This is a genomic window from Actinoplanes derwentensis (assembly GCF_900104725.1).
Lineage (GTDB): Bacteria > Actinomycetota > Actinomycetes > Mycobacteriales > Micromonosporaceae > Actinoplanes > Actinoplanes derwentensis.
In genome coordinates this window covers 5,134,499-5,151,887 of the sequence record NZ_LT629758.1, presented here as the reverse complement: position 1 = coordinate 5,151,887, position 17,389 = coordinate 5,134,499, and the positions used below count along the sequence as shown (strand labels likewise).

20 protein-coding genes are annotated in these 17,389 nt (G+C 69.8%); 13 read left to right on the top strand and 7 right to left on the bottom strand.

Annotated elements, in window-relative coordinates; translation table 11 throughout:
• Window positions 1-72 precede the first annotated feature (72 nt).
• From BLU81_RS49935 to BLU81_RS22755, 6 genes are all read left to right on the top strand, one after another.
• Complete coding sequence (locus BLU81_RS49935; RefSeq protein ID WP_157751743.1) at window positions 73-2,028, top strand: diguanylate cyclase domain-containing protein; 1,956 nt, start codon at window positions 73-75, stop codon at window positions 2,026-2,028.
• Between the two features lie 62 nt (window positions 2,029-2,090).
• On the top strand, window positions 2,091-2,819 hold the full coding sequence (locus tag BLU81_RS22775) for a matrixin family metalloprotease (protein WP_092546524.1): 729 nt from the start codon (window positions 2,091-2,093) through the stop codon (window positions 2,817-2,819).
• Window positions 2,820-2,863: 44 nt separating this feature from the next.
• Window positions 2,864-4,615 (top strand): cellulase family glycosylhydrolase, encoded by a 1,752-nt coding sequence (locus BLU81_RS22770; protein WP_092546523.1) that lies wholly within the window; start codon window positions 2,864-2,866, stop codon window positions 4,613-4,615.
• Between the two features lie 67 nt (window positions 4,616-4,682).
• Complete coding sequence (locus BLU81_RS22765; RefSeq protein ID WP_092546522.1) at window positions 4,683-5,543, top strand: hypothetical protein; 861 nt, start codon at window positions 4,683-4,685, stop codon at window positions 5,541-5,543.
• A gap of 22 nt (window positions 5,544-5,565) precedes the next feature.
• Window positions 5,566-5,886: an antibiotic biosynthesis monooxygenase family protein gene (locus BLU81_RS22760; protein ID WP_092546521.1), complete on the top strand. Its 321-nt coding sequence runs from the start codon at window positions 5,566-5,568 to the stop codon at window positions 5,884-5,886.
• Between the two features lie 71 nt (window positions 5,887-5,957).
• The gene (locus tag BLU81_RS22755) at window positions 5,958-6,329 is read left to right on the top strand and encodes an STAS domain-containing protein (protein WP_092546520.1); all 372 of its coding nucleotides are present in this window, start codon (window positions 5,958-5,960) and stop codon (window positions 6,327-6,329) included.
• A gap of 42 nt (window positions 6,330-6,371) precedes the next feature.
• Here the strand turns inward: BLU81_RS22755 and BLU81_RS22750 are convergent, their stop codons facing one another.
• Window positions 6,372-6,857 carry a DUF6346 domain-containing protein gene (locus BLU81_RS22750; RefSeq protein WP_092546519.1) on the bottom strand — a complete coding sequence of 162 codons (486 nt, stop codon included), beginning with the start codon at window positions 6,855-6,857 and terminating at the stop codon, window positions 6,372-6,374.
• A gap of 50 nt (window positions 6,858-6,907) precedes the next feature.
• Here BLU81_RS22750 and BLU81_RS22745 point away from each other — a divergent pair, with 50 nt between their 5' ends.
• Entirely contained in the window at window positions 6,908-7,870 is a 963-nt protein-coding gene (locus tag BLU81_RS22745; protein WP_092546518.1) for a DUF1152 domain-containing protein, read from the top strand.
• Here BLU81_RS22745 and BLU81_RS22740 read toward each other — a convergent pair.
• On the bottom strand, window positions 7,867-9,030 hold the full coding sequence (locus tag BLU81_RS22740) for an outer membrane protein assembly factor BamB family protein (protein WP_092546517.1): 1,164 nt from the start codon (window positions 9,028-9,030) through the stop codon (window positions 7,867-7,869). The two genes, BLU81_RS22745 and BLU81_RS22740, sit on opposite strands and share 4 nt — an antisense overlap.
• Window positions 9,031-9,100: 70 nt before the next feature.
• Between BLU81_RS22740 and BLU81_RS22735 the strand changes: the two genes are divergently transcribed.
• Genes BLU81_RS22735 through BLU81_RS22725 form a run of 3 tightly spaced genes read left to right on the top strand, consistent with a single transcriptional unit; the run spans window position 9,101 to window position 10,470 of the window.
• Window positions 9,101-9,640 carry a GNAT family N-acetyltransferase gene (locus tag BLU81_RS22735; protein ID WP_092546516.1) on the top strand — a complete coding sequence of 180 codons (540 nt, stop codon included), beginning with the start codon at window positions 9,101-9,103 and terminating at the stop codon, window positions 9,638-9,640.
• Entirely contained in the window at window positions 9,637-9,975 is a 339-nt protein-coding gene (locus BLU81_RS22730; RefSeq protein WP_092557495.1) for a cyclic-phosphate processing receiver domain-containing protein, read from the top strand. Before BLU81_RS22735 ends, BLU81_RS22730 begins: the two co-directional genes overlap by 4 nt.
• Window positions 9,976-9,993: 18 nt before the next feature.
• Window positions 9,994-10,470 carry a DUF4265 domain-containing protein gene (locus BLU81_RS22725; protein ID WP_092546515.1) on the top strand — a complete coding sequence of 159 codons (477 nt, stop codon included), beginning with the start codon at window positions 9,994-9,996 and terminating at the stop codon, window positions 10,468-10,470.
• On the opposite strand, the gene BLU81_RS22720 is transcribed toward BLU81_RS22725, so the two are convergent.
• On the bottom strand, window positions 10,467-11,255 hold the full coding sequence (locus BLU81_RS22720) for an alpha/beta fold hydrolase (RefSeq protein ID WP_092546514.1): 789 nt from the start codon (window positions 11,253-11,255) through the stop codon (window positions 10,467-10,469). The two genes, BLU81_RS22725 and BLU81_RS22720, sit on opposite strands and share 4 nt — an antisense overlap.
• 63 nt (window positions 11,256-11,318) lie before the next feature.
• Between BLU81_RS22720 and BLU81_RS22715 the strand changes: the two genes are divergently transcribed.
• Together BLU81_RS22715 and BLU81_RS22710 are read left to right on the top strand one after the other, a co-directional pair.
• Entirely contained in the window at window positions 11,319-11,978 is a 660-nt protein-coding gene (locus BLU81_RS22715; RefSeq protein ID WP_231954707.1) for a TetR/AcrR family transcriptional regulator, read from the top strand.
• Between the two features lie 10 nt (window positions 11,979-11,988).
• Window positions 11,989-12,204, top strand: a complete 216-nt coding sequence (locus BLU81_RS22710; RefSeq protein WP_157751742.1) for a hypothetical protein — start codon at window positions 11,989-11,991, stop codon at window positions 12,202-12,204.
• Window positions 12,205-12,265: 61 nt separating this feature from the next.
• Here BLU81_RS22710 and BLU81_RS22705 read toward each other — a convergent pair whose 3' ends face one another.
• A complete protein-coding gene (locus tag BLU81_RS22705; protein ID WP_092546511.1) occupies window positions 12,266-13,690 on the bottom strand; it encodes an NAD(P)/FAD-dependent oxidoreductase in 1,425 nt (474 codons plus the stop codon).
• Window positions 13,691-13,825: 135 nt separating this feature from the next.
• Between BLU81_RS22705 and BLU81_RS22700 the strand changes: the two genes are divergently transcribed.
• Window positions 13,826-14,506 (top strand): TetR/AcrR family transcriptional regulator, encoded by a 681-nt coding sequence (locus BLU81_RS22700; RefSeq protein WP_231954706.1) that lies wholly within the window; start codon window positions 13,826-13,828, stop codon window positions 14,504-14,506.
• A gap of 7 nt (window positions 14,507-14,513) precedes the next feature.
• On the opposite strand, the gene BLU81_RS22695 is transcribed toward BLU81_RS22700, so the two are convergent.
• Genes BLU81_RS22695 through BLU81_RS22685 form a run of 3 tightly spaced genes read right to left on the bottom strand, consistent with a single transcriptional unit; the run spans window position 14,514 to window position 17,352 of the window.
• Complete coding sequence (locus tag BLU81_RS22695; protein ID WP_092546510.1) at window positions 14,514-15,581, bottom strand: aminotransferase-like domain-containing protein; 1,068 nt, start codon at window positions 15,579-15,581, stop codon at window positions 14,514-14,516.
• A complete protein-coding gene (locus tag BLU81_RS22690; protein ID WP_092546509.1) occupies window positions 15,578-16,714 on the bottom strand; it encodes an acyl-CoA dehydrogenase family protein in 1,137 nt (378 codons plus the stop codon). Before BLU81_RS22690 ends, BLU81_RS22695 begins: the two co-directional genes overlap by 4 nt.
• Window positions 16,714-17,352 (bottom strand): TetR/AcrR family transcriptional regulator, encoded by a 639-nt coding sequence (locus BLU81_RS22685; RefSeq protein WP_092546508.1) that lies wholly within the window; start codon window positions 17,350-17,352, stop codon window positions 16,714-16,716. Before BLU81_RS22685 ends, BLU81_RS22690 begins: the two co-directional genes overlap by 1 nt.
• Window positions 17,353-17,389: the final 37 nt, after the last annotated feature.

Sequence of the window (17,389 nt, the reverse complement as noted above, 5' to 3'; positions counted from 1 at the left end):
TGAAAAGCTCAAGGGCGGTGGGGGATCGCCGATGGTGGCGGGGTCCAACTGGTGCGGGGAGGTGCGCGTCTCGTGGAACGCGGATCCCCACAGTCCCGGCGGCAGTCGTTGCGGGCTTCGGCCGCGTACGGGGCGGTTCCGGGGGTGTTGTCGGCGGCGTACGCGATCGGCACCTGGGGTTCGCCGTGCCAGGTCTTCATCCTGATGGTGTCGTCGGCTCTGATCTTGTTCGCCGTGTTCGGGTGGGCGGTGGCGGGGCTGGTGGCGCGGACCCGCTGGTGGATCTGGATCCAGCTGGCGGCGGCGGCGGTCAACGTGGCCGGGTCGGCGGCTCTGGGGCTGATCGACACGGGGCTGGGCGGGCCGCTGGGGTCGTTCATTCCGTTGACCGTGGTGCTGATGGCGATCGTGGTGCCGCCGCGGGCGTTCCTGGTGGTGGCGGGGCTGGGGCTGGCGGCGTACGCGCTGGTGTGGGTCTGGGGTGATCCGGCCCCGGCGGGGTATCCGCTGGTGCACGCGCTGGGGTTCGGTTGTGTCGCGGTGTTGTGCCTGCGGCATTCGAGTGTGCTGGCGTCGTTACGGCGGCGGCTGGCGGACAGTTCACGGACGGATCCGCTGACCGGCTGCCTGAACCGGCGTGGGTTCGACGAGTGGGTGACCACCGCGATCGCGGACGCGGGCAGTGCCCCGGTGACGCTGGTGCTGCTGGATCTGGACCACTTCAAGGAAGTCAACGACACGTACGGCCATCTGGCCGGTGACGATCTGCTGACCTGGGTGGGGCAGGAGCTGCGCGCCGGGCTGGGGCCGGGTGACGCGGCGGGCCGGCTGGGCGGTGACGAGTTCGCGGTGCTGGTGACCGGGACCGACGGCGAGGAGGCGGTGCGACGGCTGCGGGAGCGGTTGAGCAGTGGTGCTCCGGCGAGTCTGGGGCGGGCCACTTTCCCGGACGACGGCACCGACCCGGCGACTCTGACGGGCATCGCCGACGAGCGGCTCTATCAGGACAAGAATTCGCGGGTACGGCGGACCCCGACCGCCGCGGTGGTGGCGGCCGCCCGTGACGGTGTCCGCCGGGACATCGTGGCCGGCGACATCGAGAAGGGGGAGCGCCGTCGGCACGCGATCGCCGATCCGGGCTGGATGTCGATGACCCAGACCTGTGTGGCGCTGGTCTACGCGGTGCTGGTGGCCGCCGATCACCCGCATCGAGCCGGGGTGATCGCGCTGTCGGTGTGGGGGTTCCTGACCGGTCTGGCAGTGGTGCTGGGGGCCGGCTGGCTCAGTGGTTCGCGGACGGCCCGGCCGTTGATGCTGGTGTTCTCGGTGAGTGCGTTCCTGAGTTGCGCGGCGGTCGCCACCTTGGACGGTGGGGTGGATCAGCCGCTGGGGGTGGGGATCCTGCTGTCGATCCCGCTGCTGACGCTGGGCATGCGCCCGAAGGTGGCGGTTCCGGTGGCGTTGGTGTCGGGGGCGTTGTACGTGCTGGTCGGGACGCGGGTCGGGGACGCCGGTGGCTGGTATGTCGCGATCCAGTCGCTGAGTACGGCGGCGGTCGCGTGGGCGTGTGCGATGCAGGGCCGGGCGGCGGCCCGCCAGCGCCGGATGCTGACCCGGTTGTCGCGGGTGGACGTGCTGACCGAGGTGCTGAATCGGCGTGGTTTCGCGGAGCGGTTCGACCGTACCGGCCAGGGGGCCGCTCTTCTGGTCCTTGATCTGAACGGGTTCAAGCAGCTCAATGACCGGCTCGGGCATGCCGCCGGTGACGAGTTGCTGAAGTGGACGGCGTCGGTGCTGCGGTCGTACGGCGTGGTGGGTCGTCTCGGTGGTGACGAGTTCGTGGTGCTTCCGGGTGACGGCACGGATCCGGACGTGGTGGCGGAGCGGATCAGGGAGGTGCTGGAGACGCGGACCGGCGTGAGTATCGGTGCGGCGGTCCGGGGCGCGGACGGCGATGACTTCGACAGCCTGTACGCGACTGCTGACGCGCGTCTGTACGAACAGAAACCGGTTCGCACCCGAGTGTGATCCGTACATGCACCCGTACCGATCTGAAATGGGCTTCTCCTTCGATCAGATCGGACGCCTACATGAAGCGTGTGCTCGTCATGCTCGCCGCGATCTCTTCCCTGGTGGTTGCTCAGCCCGGAGTGGCGATGGCCGCCGCCGGCAGTGCCAAGTCGTACGCCTTCATGAGCCAGTCCGACGGTTCCGGGCCGGTCGCCCGCTGGAACCCGTGCGGCGGCGCGATCGACTACCGGGTGAATCTGGACCGGGCTCCGAAGAACTCGTTGCCCGAGGTGAAGACCGCGTTCAGCCGGATCAGTGCGGCGACCGGGCTGACGTTCCGGTACGCGGGCACGACGAGTGTCATTCCGCAGGCGGAGAAGGGGTTCAACGGCACGTACCCGGCCGGCACCGAAGTGGTGATCTCCTGGGTCACGCCCGGTAAGCACAGCAAGTGGCTGCCGTCGGGGGCGCGGGCGCTGGGCATGGGTGGCGGGTCGTGGCAGTCGGCGTACACCGGTACCGGTGCGGACGCGCTGCGGATGGTGCAGGGCGCGGTCGTGCTGAACGCTCCGGCGGTCGGCAAGATGAAGCGTGGTTTCGGGGCGGCGAACGGTGGGGTGACCGGCGCGGTGCTGATGCACGAGATCGGTCACGCGATCGGTCTGGCGCACCCGGAGCAGGAGGACAAGGGCCAGATCATGTACCACACGATCACGTCGAAGAAGGCCGTGTGGGGCGCGGGTGACCTGGTGGGCCTGGCGAAGCTGGGCAAAAAGTCCGGTTGCTTGTATGACCAGAAGAACGACTGACGAGCAATGCTTGCCGATCGTGAGCAAGTGACTACCGTCGATGTATGCGGGCTCTCTTTCTAGCACTTCTGCTGGTCGTGGTGGGAATCGTCGTGCCGGTGCAACCCGCCGTCGCGGCACCCACGGACTCCCGGGGACGGGAGATCGTCCTTCGTGGCTTCAACGTCTCCGGGAGCACCAAACTGTACGAGAACGGACTTCTGCCGTTCCGTAGCACCGCCGACGCGGCCACCGCCGCGGCGCAGATGCGTGACCTCACCGGCGCCAACGCCATCCGCTACCTGATCAGCTGGGAAGGCGTCCAGCCGGCCCGGGACCGGATCGACACCGCCTACCTGGACCGGGCGGTCGCCCAGATCCGGGAGTTCACCAGCCGCGGCATCCGGGTGCTCGTCGACTACCACCAGGACCTCTACTCCTCGTACCTGTTCAACCAGGGCAGCTGGTACACCGGCGACGGCGCCCCGAAATGGGTGATCGACGCCGGCGGCTACCCGACCGAGTCCTGCGGCATCTGCATCCTGTGGGGCCAGAACATGCTGACCAACAACGCGGTACGCGGGGCGGCCTACGACTTCTGGCGCAACAAGTACGGCGTGCAGGACGCCTATCTGACGCAGGCCCGCGCCATGCTCACCCACCTGCGTTCGCGGGTCGACTACCCGATGGTGATCGGGATCGACCCGTTCAACGAGCCGTTCGACGGCGGGCTCGACGGCGCGGCCGGAACCACCTGGGAAGCCCAGTATCTGCTGCCGTTCTATCAGAGGTTCCGCACGGCGATGGACGACACCGGCTGGTCCGACCGGCCGGTCTACGCCGAACCGCTGGTCTTCTGGAACACCACGTTCGGTGAGGCCGGTGGCTTCAGCACGATCCCGGCGCTCGGCTCCCGGTACGTCTTCAACAGCCACTACTACGACGGCGCCCGGCTGTCGGTGGACCCGACCGCGGCCGGCGACGGCACCTACAACGCCGCCATGAACCGCATCCGGGACCGGGCCGCCTCGCTGAACACCAGCGCGTTCGTCTCCGAGTTCGGCAACTCGATCGACTCGTCCCGCACCCCGTGGATGATCCGCTCGATGTATCAGGGGCTCGACTCCCGGCTGTCCGGCGCCAACTTCTGGAACAACGCGGCGACCGCCGGGGCACCGCTGTCGGCCACCCAGTGGCAGTGGGACGTCTACAGCGGGAAGCACAACGAGCTGATGAACCGCAACCCCAGCAAGGTGCAGACCACCGGCGACGCCTGGAACGGCGAGAACCACTCGGTCATCGCCAACGGGGCGCTGCGGCTCGATCCGCGGGTGCTCGACCGGCTCTACCCGAGCGCGGTGGCCGGCACGACCGTCGCGTTCGGTTACGAGGACCTGGCCCGGGACGGTTTCGCCGGGGCCGGGCGGCAACAGGCGTGGCTCACGGTTCCCGCCCGGCTCACCGCGATCAGTGGGCTCACTTCCGGGCGGCAGTACGGGGTACTGGTCTGGCGTGAACCCGCGGCCCCGCTCGGAGCGCCGACCGAACTGCATCTGCCCGCGTCGTTCCCCACCGGCCGGACGGTTGTCGTGTCCGACCTCGGCACCCGCTCCGGGCTCGGTACCAGCGGCGTGATCGCCGTCGGTACCGAGGTGGGCGCCACCACGGCCCGGCGGTTGCTGCTGGCCACGGCCGGCTCGGCGGCGGGGAGTGTGCACGTGGCGCTGGTGGTCAACGCGTCCGATGTGGCGTCGGTGCCGGCCGCCACGCTCACCGCGGCCCGTACCGAACTGCTGTCCTGGGCCGCCACTCTGTGAATCGGTTTCATCTATGACATGACATCTGCAACTGTGGAGGACGTCGATCGGCGGAGATTCTTGACGAATGAACGTCCAGGTCCTGCCGATCACGTCCGCAGACGTGTCCCGGGTCGCGCACTTCCTGCACGCCCAGCTCAACACCCGTCTCAGCGTCGAGATGTGGTCCCGGTCGATCACCCCCACCTGGAAGTCGGCCGCCCCCAACCACGGCTACATGCTGGTGGCGGCCGGGCTCGTCGTCGGGGTCTATCTGGCCTTCTACGCCGACCGGACCGTCGGCGGGGCACGCCAGCGGTTCTGCAACCTCGCCGGCTGGTGCGTGCTGCCCGAATACCGGCTGCTCGGTGTCAAACTGCTCCGGGCGCTGATCAAACAGCCGGGTTATCACTTCACCGACCTGTCCCCGAGTGGCAACGTCGTCCCGATCAACGAGCGGCTCGGATTCCGGCACCTCGACAGTGCTCTGGTAGCCGTACCCAATCAGCCGTGGCCCTTTCTGCCCCGGCGTGGCCGCATCGTGACCGCTGATCCCCGCCGCATCGAGGATCTTCTCAGCGGTGACGTCCTGGAGCAGTACCGCGACCATCGCGACGCCCCGGCCGCCCGGCACGTCGCCCTCGCCGACCCCGGTGGCGTCTGCTGGGCCGTCTTCCGCCATGACCGGCCCCGTGGCCTGCCGTTCTTTGCCTCGCTCGTGCACGTCAGCGATCCGGTGGTGTTCCGCCGGATGTTCCGCCCGTTCACCCGGCACCTGCTACTGCGCCATGGCGTCCCGGTCACCCTGCTCGAACCGCGGGTGGCCCGGTTCCAGCCGCGCGGCGCGATCGGAGTGCGCAGCGACCGTCGCCGGATGTTCCGCAGCGACACCCTGGAACCGCACCAGATCGATCTGCTCTACAGCGAGCTGGTGGCCGTCCCGTTCTGAGAATCCTTGAGAAGATCACCACATGTCCCTGATCGCTGACACGCCCGAGCCGCCCTACGTGGCGGTCATCTTCACCTCCGTACGCACCGACGGCGATCAGGGATACGCGGCGATGGCCACCCGGATGGACGAACTCGCCCGTGACCAGCCCGGATACCTCGGCATCGAGGCGGCCCGCGACGACGTAGGCGTCACCGTCTCCTACTGGGCCGACCAGGAGTCCGCCCGCGCCTGGAAACAGGTCGCCGCCCATCTCGTCGCCCAGCAGCGCGGACGCGAAGTGTGGTATCGCGACTACCGAGTGCGCGTCGCGACCGTCGAACGCGACTACGGACCGTCCTGAAACTGTTGGCTCCGTCACCCTTTCATCCCGTATTTGGCGCGCGGACACCTACAGCGGGTACATCGGTAGGCATGAAAGACCCGCGTTACGAGATCGAGCGAACCACCAACCGAACCGGCTCGACCGTCCACCTGCACCTGATCGGGGCTTTCGACCGCGACGCCAGCCAGGTGTTGCGCGCCGGCATGCGGGACGCGTTCGCCGCCGGCCGCCGGGGCCTCCGCGTCATCGTCGACGTGGAGCAGACCGAATCCGTCGGCAGCGAGTGCATCGACCTGCTGATGGTCGGTTACGCCCGCGCCCTGCGAGCCGGCCACGGCTACGAGATCACCAACGCTCAGGGGCACGTCCGCCAGGCCCTCGCCCTGACCGGCCTGGTCGAGCCGGAGACCCTTTACGCCCCGCTCTGGGCCGGCGAGATCAGTCAGGAACAAACCGTCTGAGCCAGTGTCGCGCCCGGCAGCCGCCCAGCTGCCGGGCCGCACTCATGCGAGAAGCGACTGCTTGAGGCGGGTGCCCAGGCGCAACAGACCGAGGCCGGCGAGGAGCGCACCGATACCGCAGAAGCAGTACATCAGCAGGTCCAGCGTCGACCAGTGCGACACCTCGGGACGCGACACGCCGTACCCGATCCGGACCGTGTCGCCCGGCTTCTCGCCCTGGAAGAAGCCGGGATCGTCGACGAGAATCCGTTCCGAGGCGTTCCGGTCCCATTCCACCCACAGATAGCAGGCGTCGAAGTAGCCCACACCGTCGAAGAGAGTGATCGGCCCGCGCCGTTCGCACTTCTCGACGGTGCCGACACCTCGATCGGTGGTCTCGGAATAGTCCGGTCCGGTGAACCGCCCGATCGTGGTCCCGGCGTTGAAGAGCAGCCACCCCACCACGATCAGAACCAGCAGGCCCCGCACCGAGGGACGCCCGTCCGCCCGCTGATCCGCGACGACCGACGACTCCAGGTTCCTCGTCATACCCGGCATCCTTCCGCATCCTGTCGAAGCCATGGTGGATCATTTGATCGGTGAGTGACTTTCGGCTGGGGGAACCGCCACTTCTCGCCGCTCTGGACGGCGCCCGCAATGTGCTGATCGCCGGAGCGGGCGGCGGCTTCGACGTTTACGCCGGTCTGCCGCTGGCGATCGCCCTCTGGGATCGTGGCGTGACCGTCCACCTGGCGAACCTGGCGTTCACCGAACTGGAACTGATCGACCTGGACTCGTGGGCGGCACCCGGGATCGCCGCGGTCCGGCCGGACACCGACGGGCCCGACCACTACTTCCCCGAACGGACCCTGTCCCGCTGGCTCGCGGCGAACGGGCTGCCGTCCCTGGTGCACGCCTTTCCCCGGACCGGGGTGCGCCCGTTGCGGGGCGCTTACCGGCATCTGACCGAGGACCTCGGGCTCGACGCGATCGTGCTGGTCGACGGCGGCACCGACATCCTGATGCGCGGCGACGAGACCGGCCTGGGCACCCCGGTGGAGGACATGACCAGCCTGGCCGCGGTGTCCGGGATCGACGTGCCGACGCGGCTGGTGACCTGCCTCGGGTTCGGTATCGACTCTTACCACGGCGTGGTGCACACCCAGGTGCTGGAGAACCTGGCCGCCCTCGACCGGGACGGCGGTTATCTGGGCGCGCTGTCGATCCCGAGCCGTAGCCGGGAGGCGGTCCTGTACCGGTCGGCGGTCGCCGCCGCGCAGGCCGCGACCCCGCAGCGGCCCAGCATCGTCAACGGGCAGATCGCTGCCGCGACCCAGGGCGATTTCGGCGACGTACGATTCACCCGCCGCACCGCCGACAGCACTCTCTTCGTCAACCCGCTGATGGCCGTTTACTTCACCGTCGACCTGATGGCTCTCGCGGCCCGCTCGCTCTACCTGGACCGCATCGAGGAGACCATCGGCATGCGCCAGGTCGCCTCCCGGATCGAGGCCTTCCGCGACGAGGTGACACCCCGCGCCCCCAAGGGTTTCCCGCATTAGCTTCGGGGGCCGATGCCGACCAGGTCGGTACCGTCCACGTAGACCAGACGGTCGTGGTCGGGGACCAGTGCCGGGGCCGGGCCGCTCCAGCGGACGGCCCGGCGGACCGGGTCGTAGAGGACCAGGCCGGAACCTGAGCCCAGCAGCCACATGCCGGTCGGTGTCGCCTCGGCCGACGGGCGGCGGACCGACGGCGGTGCCACCGTCGCGGGTGTGCGGTCCGAGCTGTCGATCGACCGGTAACCGGCACCCGGCGTCCAGGTGATCCGGTCGGTCCCGTCCTCGATCAGCTGCTCGCCCACGTCGAGCGGCACCGTGCGGCCCCCGGCGTCGTGACTCCACAGCGTCTCCAGCCCGCCGCGCACCGGGATCTCCAGGTTGCCGCCCGGATCATCGCCGATCGACGGCACCGGGACGCCGCAGAACGTGGCGATCGCCCGAGTCCACACGACGACGCCGCGGTCGACGCCGCGCAACGTGGCGACACAACCCGGGGCGGCCGGCGGGGTCCAGAGGATCTGCCTGTCCAAGGCGGTGATCAGCCGGGTCACCCCGGCCGGTCTGCGCATCGTCCAGAGCGGCCGGCCGTCCTCGGTGCCGATCGCGGCGACCGTGCGACGGCCGAGCAGGAACACGCAGTAACACACCTGCACGCCGGAGGTCACCAGCTCGACCCGCTCCTCGACCCGCCGGGCCCACCGCCGCTCACCGGTGGCGAGGCCCCACCCGGCCAGGTCGCAGCCCGACCTGTCGCACTCGGCGGTGAGCAGCGCGTCGCCCTCCTCCTCGGCGACCGCCTGCCCGGGGAACTCCCGCTCCCACCGCACCGTGCCCTCGGCCAGGTCGAGCACCCGGAACCGGCCCGTCCCGCGGATCAGCACCGCGCTCCCGGCGACCGCGACCGACGACGCGGTGACCCGGAACCCGCTCGGCAGGTCGTGCACCCAGCGCAGCCGCCCCGGACCGGTCGCCACCGAGGCCAGGCGCTGCTCCCGCCCGATCAGCCCTCGGCCGGGATCGGCGAACGCCCAGTCGGTGACCGGCGCCGGGATGCGCCACCGCTCGATCAGTGGGCCGCCACCTCGCAGATCAGCCGGTTCCGGCCCGTGGCACCCGCCGAGGACGAGCACGAGCAGAACGGCCGTGAGCCGTCGAAACATGAATCCAGCATGGACCTCGGGTACGACAATTACCGTCGCGTCCCCGGGACCGTTGTGTGATCGTTGGCGGATGCCACAACCCACCCTGCGCACCGAGCGGATGCTGCTGGTCCCGCTCGCCGACGAGCACCTGGAACTGGAGGTCGAGCTGGACGCCGACCCCGAGGTGCTGCGGTTCCTCGACGGCCGGGCCCGGACCCGCGACGAGGTGACCGCCTGGCACGCGAAACGGATCGAGCTGGCCGGCCGGGTGGACGGGCTCGGCTACTGGATGGCGTTCGGCCCGGGCGACGACTTCATCGGGATGATGATGCTGCCGCCGAAACCCGAGCCGGGGACCGCCGAACTCGGCTACCGCCTGGCCCGCCGGCACTGGCGTCAGGGCTTCGCCACCGAGGGGTCTCGTGAGCTGCTGCGGCACGCCTTCGAGACGGCCGGGCAGAGCCGGGTGGTCGCCGAGACGATGGCCGTCAACGTGGGTTCGCGCGGCGTGATGGAGAAGGTGGGCCTGCGGTACGTGCGCACCTACCACCCGGACCTGCCGCCGATCCCCGGTTCGGAGCACGGCGAGGTGGAGTACGCGATCACCCGGGAGCAGTGGCTCCGATGACGACGGTGCTGATCGACGACCTGCGCTCGTTCCTCGACGGCCGGACCGCCGAGGTGGCCCGGACCAGCGCGGCCGGGATCGTGCTGCTGACCGGGCACCGCGACCGCCGGATCGAGGAGCTGTGGCTCGATCACGACCTCGGCGGGGAGGACACCATCTGGCCGGTGGTGGAGGTGCTGGAACGGGCGGCGTTCGCGGGTCACCCGTACGACATAGGGGTGGTCAATGTGCACTCGGCCAATCCGGTGGGGGCCGCGAAGATGGTTCAGGCCCTGAGGCATTGGAGCTATCGTGTGCGGGTCGTCACCGGAACCGCCGAGGTCGGCATGGCCTGACCATCGTGCGGGGAGACCATGGGTGATCGCGTCAAGGTCTACTTCGACCTTCCACGGGACGACACTGACTGGCCACCGGTCGAGGTGGAGAGTGTCTGGGCCGAACCGGTCGACGGTGACGTGGTGCGGCTGGACAACGTGCCCTGGTTCGTGCGCGGGGTCGCCAATGGGGACCTGATCCGGGTCGAACCCGACGGTGACGGTCTGCTCTGGGCCGCCGAGCACGTGAAATGGTCGGGGAACTGCACGATCCGGGTCGTCTCGTTCCGCACCGGGCCGCTGCACGGTTCGCTGCAGCGGGTGCTCGACGCGTTCCAGCCGTTCGGGGTGACCGGTGAGGGCGTTCAGCAGTTCGGTCTGGTCGCCCTCGAGGTGCCGCCCGGCGCCGACCTGGTCTCGGTGCAGCGGGTGCTGCGGGCCGGCGCGCGGGACGGCTGGTGGGAGTACGAAGAGGGCTGCGTCGGCGACGACTGGATCGCCGCGAGCCCGGTCTAGGCCGGTTCGGCGAAGAACTCCGTGAGTGGTTCGACGATGCGCGGGTGGGCGCGGTTCAGCGCGTCGTGGGCACTGCGCGGGACCAGCAGGGTCCGGGAGTCCGGGATCACCGCGGCCAGCGCCTCGTTGATCTTCGGGTAGTAGTCCGGTCCACCGGCACCACAGGCCAGCAGCACTTTCGCGGTGACGCCGGACCATTTCGACGTCGGCCCGCCGTGCTCGAAGATCGAGTCCGACTCGTCGAACGTCATCGGCAGCAGCTCACCCATCATCCGCCCGATCGAGGTGCGCAGGAACAACCGGCAGATCGCCGTCTGCGCCGCCAGCGGCAGCCGGGACGCCGGCGAGTGCGTGTTGATGCCCGCGCTGGTCAGGGCCAGGGCCCGGCCGGTGTCACCGGCGCGTAGTGCGGCTCGCGCGCCGGCCACCCAGCCGGTGGGGAAGAGGCCGTCCACGTGGACCGCCGGGTCGTAGAGGGCGAGCCGCTCGATCGGCAGCTCCCGGGCCGCTTCCAGGGCGATGAAACCGCCGCCGCTGTGGCCGATCACGTTGACCGCCCCGGTCTGCCGGAGCACGGTCGCCAGGTCGGCGATGTCCTCCCGCATGTCGTAGGGCTCGGTGCGGGGTGGGGCGTCGGCCCGGCCTCGGCGGTTGTAGAGGTGGATGGTGAACCGGTCGGCGAGCGCCGCCGCGATCCACCGGTAGACGCTGATGGTCACACCGCCGCCGTGCAGGATCACGATCGGCGGGCCGCTGCCGCTGGTGTGCACCGGAAAGTCGGTCATCTGTTGCCTCCTCGAACTGCTCGAAGAAACTGCGAACGCTGTTCGCAGTTTACAGTAGTGCAGGTGAGCGACGCATCCCCGATCTGGAGCCGCCCCGAGCGCGGCAGCCGCGGACCGCAGCCCACCCACAGCCGGGACGAGATCGTGCGCGCCGCGATCGGTCTCGCCGGTGCGGACGGGCTGGCCGCGGTCTCGATGCGGGCCGTCGCCGCGGCTCTCGGCACCGGCGCGGGCACGCTCTACCGGCACCTGTCGTCCCGCGACGACCTGCTCGATTTGATGACCGACCGGGTGATCGGCGAGCTGCGGCCCTACCCCGAGCCCGGCCCGGACTGGACCGAGTCACTGCTCGACCTGGCCCGGCGGCAGCTCGACCTGCATCGACGGCACCCGTGGCTGCGGGAGGTGCTGTCCCGGCCGAGCGCTCTCGGGCCGGAAGGGCTGGCCTGGTTCGACCACTGCCTGCGGGTGCTGACGCCGGTGCGCTGCGACAGTGCCGCCAAGTTCGAGACGCTCGCGCTGATGACCGGTATGGTGACACTCTTCGCCCGCACCGGGACGGCGGCGCCACCGCCGATCTTCACGGGGCTCGATGTCACGGCGTACCCACACCTGGTCGCCGCCTTCGGGAACCCGGGCGCGCCCCGCACCGATCTCTTCGAACGGACCCTGCGCGGGCTCTTCACCGCCCTCCTCGCGGAGCCCGGACCGGCTGATCTCTAGGATCATCGGCATGGAAGATCCCTCAGAAGGGCCGGTCACCGCAGTGCGCGTGGAGTGGACCGGCGCTCGTTACAAGCTTCATCTGGTTCGCGGGACCGGCGGCATCTCGGTCGTCGACGGCGGCGCCCGGCCCAGCGATGTGCTGACCGCGCTGACGTCGCGTGGCCTGTCGAAACAGGACGCGGAGCACTGCGTCCGCGAGGTGGAGCCCGGCTTCCGGGCTTGATCCCCGCGCGGAGCGTCTGATCCCCGGAACGGCCGGTCCCCGCGGGGCCGGCCGCCACTGGTCAGGAGTCGAACGAGAAACCGAAAGCGTTGGCCGCCCGCAGGATGAACCCGTCGCGGCCACCGTTGCGATCCGACCGGGCGATGGCCCCCCGGATCACCTGAACGGCGGGGTAGAGCACCGGCTCCGGCGGCACCGGCAGCGGTTTTCGGTTCGCCATCCGCATCCTGGTCCGGACGGTGTCCTTCCCGTCGAGCAGATCGAGCATGACGGTCGCGCCATAGCGGGTCGCGGCCACCCCCAAACCGGTGAAGCCGCTGCTGTACGCCACCTTGCCACCCATCGCCCGGCCCTGGAACGCGGCCAGCTGGGTGCACATGTCGATCATGCCGCCCCACGCGTGGGTGAAGCGCACGTCCCCGAGCTGCGGGAACGTCTGCATGAAGTGGTCGGCGAGCCGGGCGAACGTCTCCGGGTTCTGATCGTGCTCGGGCCGGATGCCACCACCCTTGTGATAGACCACGTCGTAACCGCCCCACAGGATCCGGTTGTCGGAGGTCTTCCGGTAATAGTGGAACTGTCGCGACGAGTCCGAGATGCCGAAGTTCTTCCGCCAGCCGATCTCGTCGATCTGCGCGTCGGTCAGCGGCTCGGTCATCAGCACGTAGTCGTAGACCGGCACGGTCAGCAGCCGGTTGCGTTTGAGCAGCGACGGGAACCCGTTGGTGGCCAAGGCCACGTTGCCGGCCTGGATGACGCCGGCCCAGGTCGACGCCCGGACCGTCCGGCCCTGATCCTTGATGTCGGTGACCGGGGTGTTCTCGAAGATCCGCACACCCAGCCGCAGGCACGCCGCTTTCAGGCCCCAGGCCAGTTTCGCCGGGTTGACCAGGGCCGCGCCCTCCCGCTGGAGCAGGCCGGCCCGGAACAGCGGCGATCGCACCAGGTCACCGAGCTGCTCCCGGTCGTAGAACGTCGTCGACGCGGTGTCGGCGGCGCGCAGCTCACCGACCTGGTGCGGCTCGGTGGCCACCGCCAGCACGCCGTCCTTCACGAACTCGGCGTCGATGCCGTGCCGGATCAGGGTCGCCTCGAACCCGGCGAAGTTCTCCGCGGCCAGGGCGTCCAGCATCGGCAGCTCGTCGGCGAAGTGCCGGCGCCCGTTCTCGGCGCCGTGCGTGAGGCTCGCCTCGACGAACCCGCCGTTGCGCCCGCTCGCCGCCCACGCGATCTCGTTGCCCTCGACGAGGACGACGTCCCGCGCCGGGTCGGTCTCCTTGGCGATCAGCGCCGTCCACAGCCCGCAGTAGCCCCCGCCGATCACCAGAAGGTCGGCCGTGGTCGAACCGTTGAGCGCGGGCTCCGGGGCGGGCCGACCGGGATCTTCCAGCCAGAACGGCGTCCGGGCCGCGTCGGCCAGGGCCTTGCGGATGCGCTTCTCGTCGGTGCGGAGGGCCAGATCGTAAGCGGGTGGTGTGGCCACCATGGTGAGTTCCTTCCAACTCTCACGGGACCGCCCGGGGTGAGCCGGTGGCGATCTCGTGAACCGATGAAACCCTCCGCGGCACCCTTATGTCAATGCGTTGACATAAGAAGCCTCTAAGGTGAGGGGGTGCCTGGAGTGGAACGTGTGCCCAGCGTGGGGGCCCGGCGGCGGAAGACCCGTGCCGGTGTCGTGCTCACCGCCGACATGATCGTCGACACAGCCCTGCGTCTCATCGACGCGCCCGGCGGCGACAAACTCAGCGTCCGGCGCCTCGGTGCCGAGCTCGGCGCCGACCCCACCGCGGTCTACCGCTACTTCCGCGACATGGACGCGCTGCTGCTGGCCCTGGCCGACCGGCTGATCGGCGACGCCCTCGCCGAGTTCGTGCCCCGCGACCACTGGTCCGACTCGCTGCGCGACCTGGCCGCCGTGCTGCGCCGCTCGATGCGCCAGCACCCCCGGCTCGCGCACCTGCGCGCCATCCGCGTCACGGCCGGCCCGCACGAGATGCGCGTCGTCGACACCGGCATCGGCATCATGCTCAGCGCCGGTTTCGCCCCCGCCGACGCGGTCCGGCACTACCGCGACTTCGTCGACACGGTCCTAGCCGTCGCCGCTGTCGACGCCGCCGAACTCACCCCCGACCAGGAGAACGCCGAGCAGGCGGCGTGGTCGCGGGTCTACACGTCACTGCCCGCCGAGGGCTACCCCAACGTCCACCTGGTCCGCGACCACCTGCCGTCGATGTACAACTCGGCCTTCCCCGGCACCATCGACAAACTCATCCAGGCCCTGATCCAGGCAGCCCCGTCCTGATCGACTCTCATCGCCGGTGGACCGCCGCCGCCAGGCGTTCCGCGGCGCGGCGCAGATCGTCGGCGGGCAGGTGCGAGAAACTGAGCCGGATCCGGTCGGCGCCACCGGGTCCGTCGGCCCAGAACCGGGTGCCCGGCACGAACGAGACGCCCCGCTCTTCGGCGAGCGGCAGCAACGCGTCCGCGGTGACACCGTCCGGCAGGCGAAGCCAGACGAACCATCCACCGGCCGGCGATTCGACAGTGGCGAAGTCCGCGCGCAAGGCAGAGACCAGGACATCCCGCTGGGCTCGATATTCCGAGCGCACCCTGGCGACATGCCGCTGATAACCACCGTCTGCCCGGAACGTGCCCATCGTGACGGCGGTGGTGTGGTTGACCCCGCCGCCGCTGTGCACATAACCGAGCCTGGTCAGCCGCCCGATGATCTCCGGTTCCGCGTTGATCCACCCGAGCCGCAGCCCCGGAGCCACCGTCTTGGCGAATGATCCCAACCGGACAACGGGAGCACCCCCGGCCAGCTCCCACAACGACGCCGGTGCCGGCCCGTCGTAGTTCAGCTCCCGATAGGTGTCGTCCTCGACGATCGTGACCCCCTCCTGCCGGGCCACCGCGATCAACTCCCGTCGCTGATCCTCGGGGAGGCTCCGCCCGGTCGGATTGCCGAAGGTGGGCACCAGATAGAGCAGCGCCACCCGTCGCCCGCTCGCCCGGATGTCCCGGATGACGGCGGCAGCGGTGTCGGCCGGTGCCTGGAGCAGGGTCACGCCTCGGTCCCGCAGGATGGGAAAGGCCAGGTGGTAGGTGGGAGCGTCGGCCAGGACCACGTCGCCCGGGTTGGTCAGGAGCTGCGTCACCAGGGCGAGGCCGTGCGAGGCCCCGCCGGTGACGAAGGTCCGGCCCGGATCGCCCAGCGACTCCAGCAACGAGTCCGGCCCGGCCGCCGCCCCGTAGGTCAGGGCCCGCCAGTCCAGGTGGGCGGACGCGGCCGCCCACTCGTGGACCGGCAGCAGATCCGGACGGGGATGGCCCCACGACAGGTCGAGGATGCCGGCACGGCCCTCGAACTGGATCACTGGTAGCCGAACATCTTGGCCGCCAGGTCGGTCATGATCTCGGTGGCGCCGCCGCCGATGCCGAGGATCCGGGTGTCCCGGTAGTTGCGTTCCACCTCGGACTCCCGCATGTAACCGATGCCGCCGTGCAGCTGGACGGCCTCGTCGACGACGTACTTGCAGGCGTCGACGGCGGCGTTCTTGGCCAGGCAGACCTCGCCGATCATGCTGTCCCCGGCGGCGTGCCGCTCGGCGACCCAGCGGGTGTACTGCCGGGCCACGTCGATCCGCTGCCGCATCTGCACCAGCTTGTGCCGGACCACCTGACGGCTGATCAGCGGCCGCCCGAACGTCTCCCGGGTCCGGGCGTACGACAGGGTCAGGTCCAGGCTGCGCTGGGCCGTCGAGTAGGCGTGCACGGCCGCGATGATCCGCTCGGCGACGAACGCCTGACCGATCAGGGCGAATCCGAAGTTCTCCGGGCCCACCAGGTTCGCGGCCGGTACGCGGCAGTCGGCGAAGGACAGTTCGGCGGTGTCGGAGCAGAGCCACCCCATCTTGTCGAGTTTGCGGGACACCGTGAAACCGGGTGTGCCCCGCTCGATCACCAGCATGCTGATGCCGGACGCCCCGGGACCGCCGGTGCGGACCGCGGTGGTGACGAAGTCGGCCCGCACCCCCGAGGTGATGAACATCTTCGAACCGTTCACCACGTACGAGTTGCCGTCCCGGACCGCCGTGGTCCGGATCGATCCCACGTCGGATCCGGCGTCCGGTTCGGTGATGCCGAGCGCGCCGATCAGCTCCCCGGACAGGGTGGGGCGGACGAACCGCTCGATCAGGCCCTCGTCCCCGGAGGCGACGATGTGCGGCAGCGCGATGCCGTGGGTGAAGATCGAGGCGTGTGCCCCGGACGAGCCGCCGGCCTCCAGGAACGCCTCGGTGGACACCACCGTGTCCACACTGTCCCCGCCGTCGCCGCCGTGCTCCTCGGCGAACCCGATGCCGTACAGCCCCGCTTTCGCCAGCTGCGTGTGCACCTCCCGGGGGATCTCGCCGGCCTGTTCCCAATCGGCCAGGTGCGGGTGGATCTCCCGGGCGACGAACTGTTTCATCGAGGCGGCGAGCGCGAGGCGTTCCGGGGTGGCGTACATCAACTCTCCTTTGAGCGGGCACGTTCGACGAGGGTGGACGGGTCACGGTGGCCGAGGAGGATCGCGGCCGCTCGTTTCCAGCGGCGCAGCAACAGTTCGCGATGTCCCAGGTCGCCGCTCACTATGCCGGTCATGGCGAGTCCAGTCAGGACCTCGTAGCTGAACTCGACCACGGTCGGTACTCGGGGATCGCCGGGCGCGCTCTCGCTGAGCAGGGTGCGGGCCCGGTCGTGCAGCACGGTGAAGATCTCCTTCTCCACCGGGAGCAGTGCGGCGCGGACTTCGGCGTCGGTGCGGGCGGCGTTCCACAGCTCCAGCGCGGCCCAGAACAGCGGTGCGGAGAAGTGCCGCCAGATGATGTCGATCAGCGCGTCGAGACGGTCGGCGCCGGGGTCGATCGCGGCGAGTTCGGCGGTCAGTGTCTCGACGCGGCGTTCGGCGACGAACTGCACCGCGCCGACGAGCAGGTCGGCCTTGGTGGGGAAGTGGTGCAGCAGGGTGCCGCGGGGGACGTCGGCGCGGGCCAGGACCTCGGCGGTGGTGGTCTCCGCGTAACCGCGCTCGACCAGGCACTGCAATGTCGCCTCCAGGACCTTCGCCCGGGTGGTCTCGCTGCGCTGCGCCTGCGTTCGTTTCACCGCTTTACCGTACGAGTTGACGGTTAGTTGCGTCCAT

Excerpts from the sequence above, each read along its gene's own strand:
- BLU81_RS22775 (WP_092546524.1), top strand. The coding sequence starts at position 2,091 with ATGAAGCGTGTGCTCGTCATGCTCGCCGCGATCTCTTCCCTGGTGGTT.
- BLU81_RS22770 (WP_092546523.1), top strand. The coding sequence starts at position 2,864 with ATGCGGGCTCTCTTTCTAGCACTTCTGCTGGTCGTGGTGGGAATCGTC.
- BLU81_RS22765 (WP_092546522.1), top strand. The coding sequence starts at position 4,683 with ATGAACGTCCAGGTCCTGCCGATCACGTCCGCAGACGTGTCCCGGGTC.
- BLU81_RS22760 (WP_092546521.1), top strand. The coding sequence starts at position 5,566 with ATGTCCCTGATCGCTGACACGCCCGAGCCGCCCTACGTGGCGGTCATC.
- BLU81_RS22755 (WP_092546520.1), top strand. The coding sequence starts at position 5,958 with ATGAAAGACCCGCGTTACGAGATCGAGCGAACCACCAACCGAACCGGC.
- BLU81_RS22750 (WP_092546519.1), bottom strand. The coding sequence starts at position 6,857 with ATGACGAGGAACCTGGAGTCGTCGGTCGTCGCGGATCAGCGGGCGGAC.
- BLU81_RS22740 (WP_092546517.1), bottom strand. The coding sequence starts at position 9,030 with ATGTTTCGACGGCTCACGGCCGTTCTGCTCGTGCTCGTCCTCGGCGGG.
- BLU81_RS22735 (WP_092546516.1), top strand. The coding sequence starts at position 9,101 with ATGCCACAACCCACCCTGCGCACCGAGCGGATGCTGCTGGTCCCGCTC.
- BLU81_RS22730 (WP_092557495.1), top strand. The coding sequence starts at position 9,637 with ATGACGACGGTGCTGATCGACGACCTGCGCTCGTTCCTCGACGGCCGG.
- BLU81_RS22725 (WP_092546515.1), top strand. The coding sequence starts at position 9,994 with ATGGGTGATCGCGTCAAGGTCTACTTCGACCTTCCACGGGACGACACT.
- BLU81_RS22720 (WP_092546514.1), bottom strand. The coding sequence starts at position 11,255 with ATGACCGACTTTCCGGTGCACACCAGCGGCAGCGGCCCGCCGATCGTG.
- BLU81_RS22710 (WP_157751742.1), top strand. The coding sequence starts at position 11,989 with ATGGAAGATCCCTCAGAAGGGCCGGTCACCGCAGTGCGCGTGGAGTGG.
- BLU81_RS22705 (WP_092546511.1), bottom strand. The coding sequence starts at position 13,690 with ATGGTGGCCACACCACCCGCTTACGATCTGGCCCTCCGCACCGACGAG.
- BLU81_RS22690 (WP_092546509.1), bottom strand. The coding sequence starts at position 16,714 with ATGTACGCCACCCCGGAACGCCTCGCGCTCGCCGCCTCGATGAAACAG.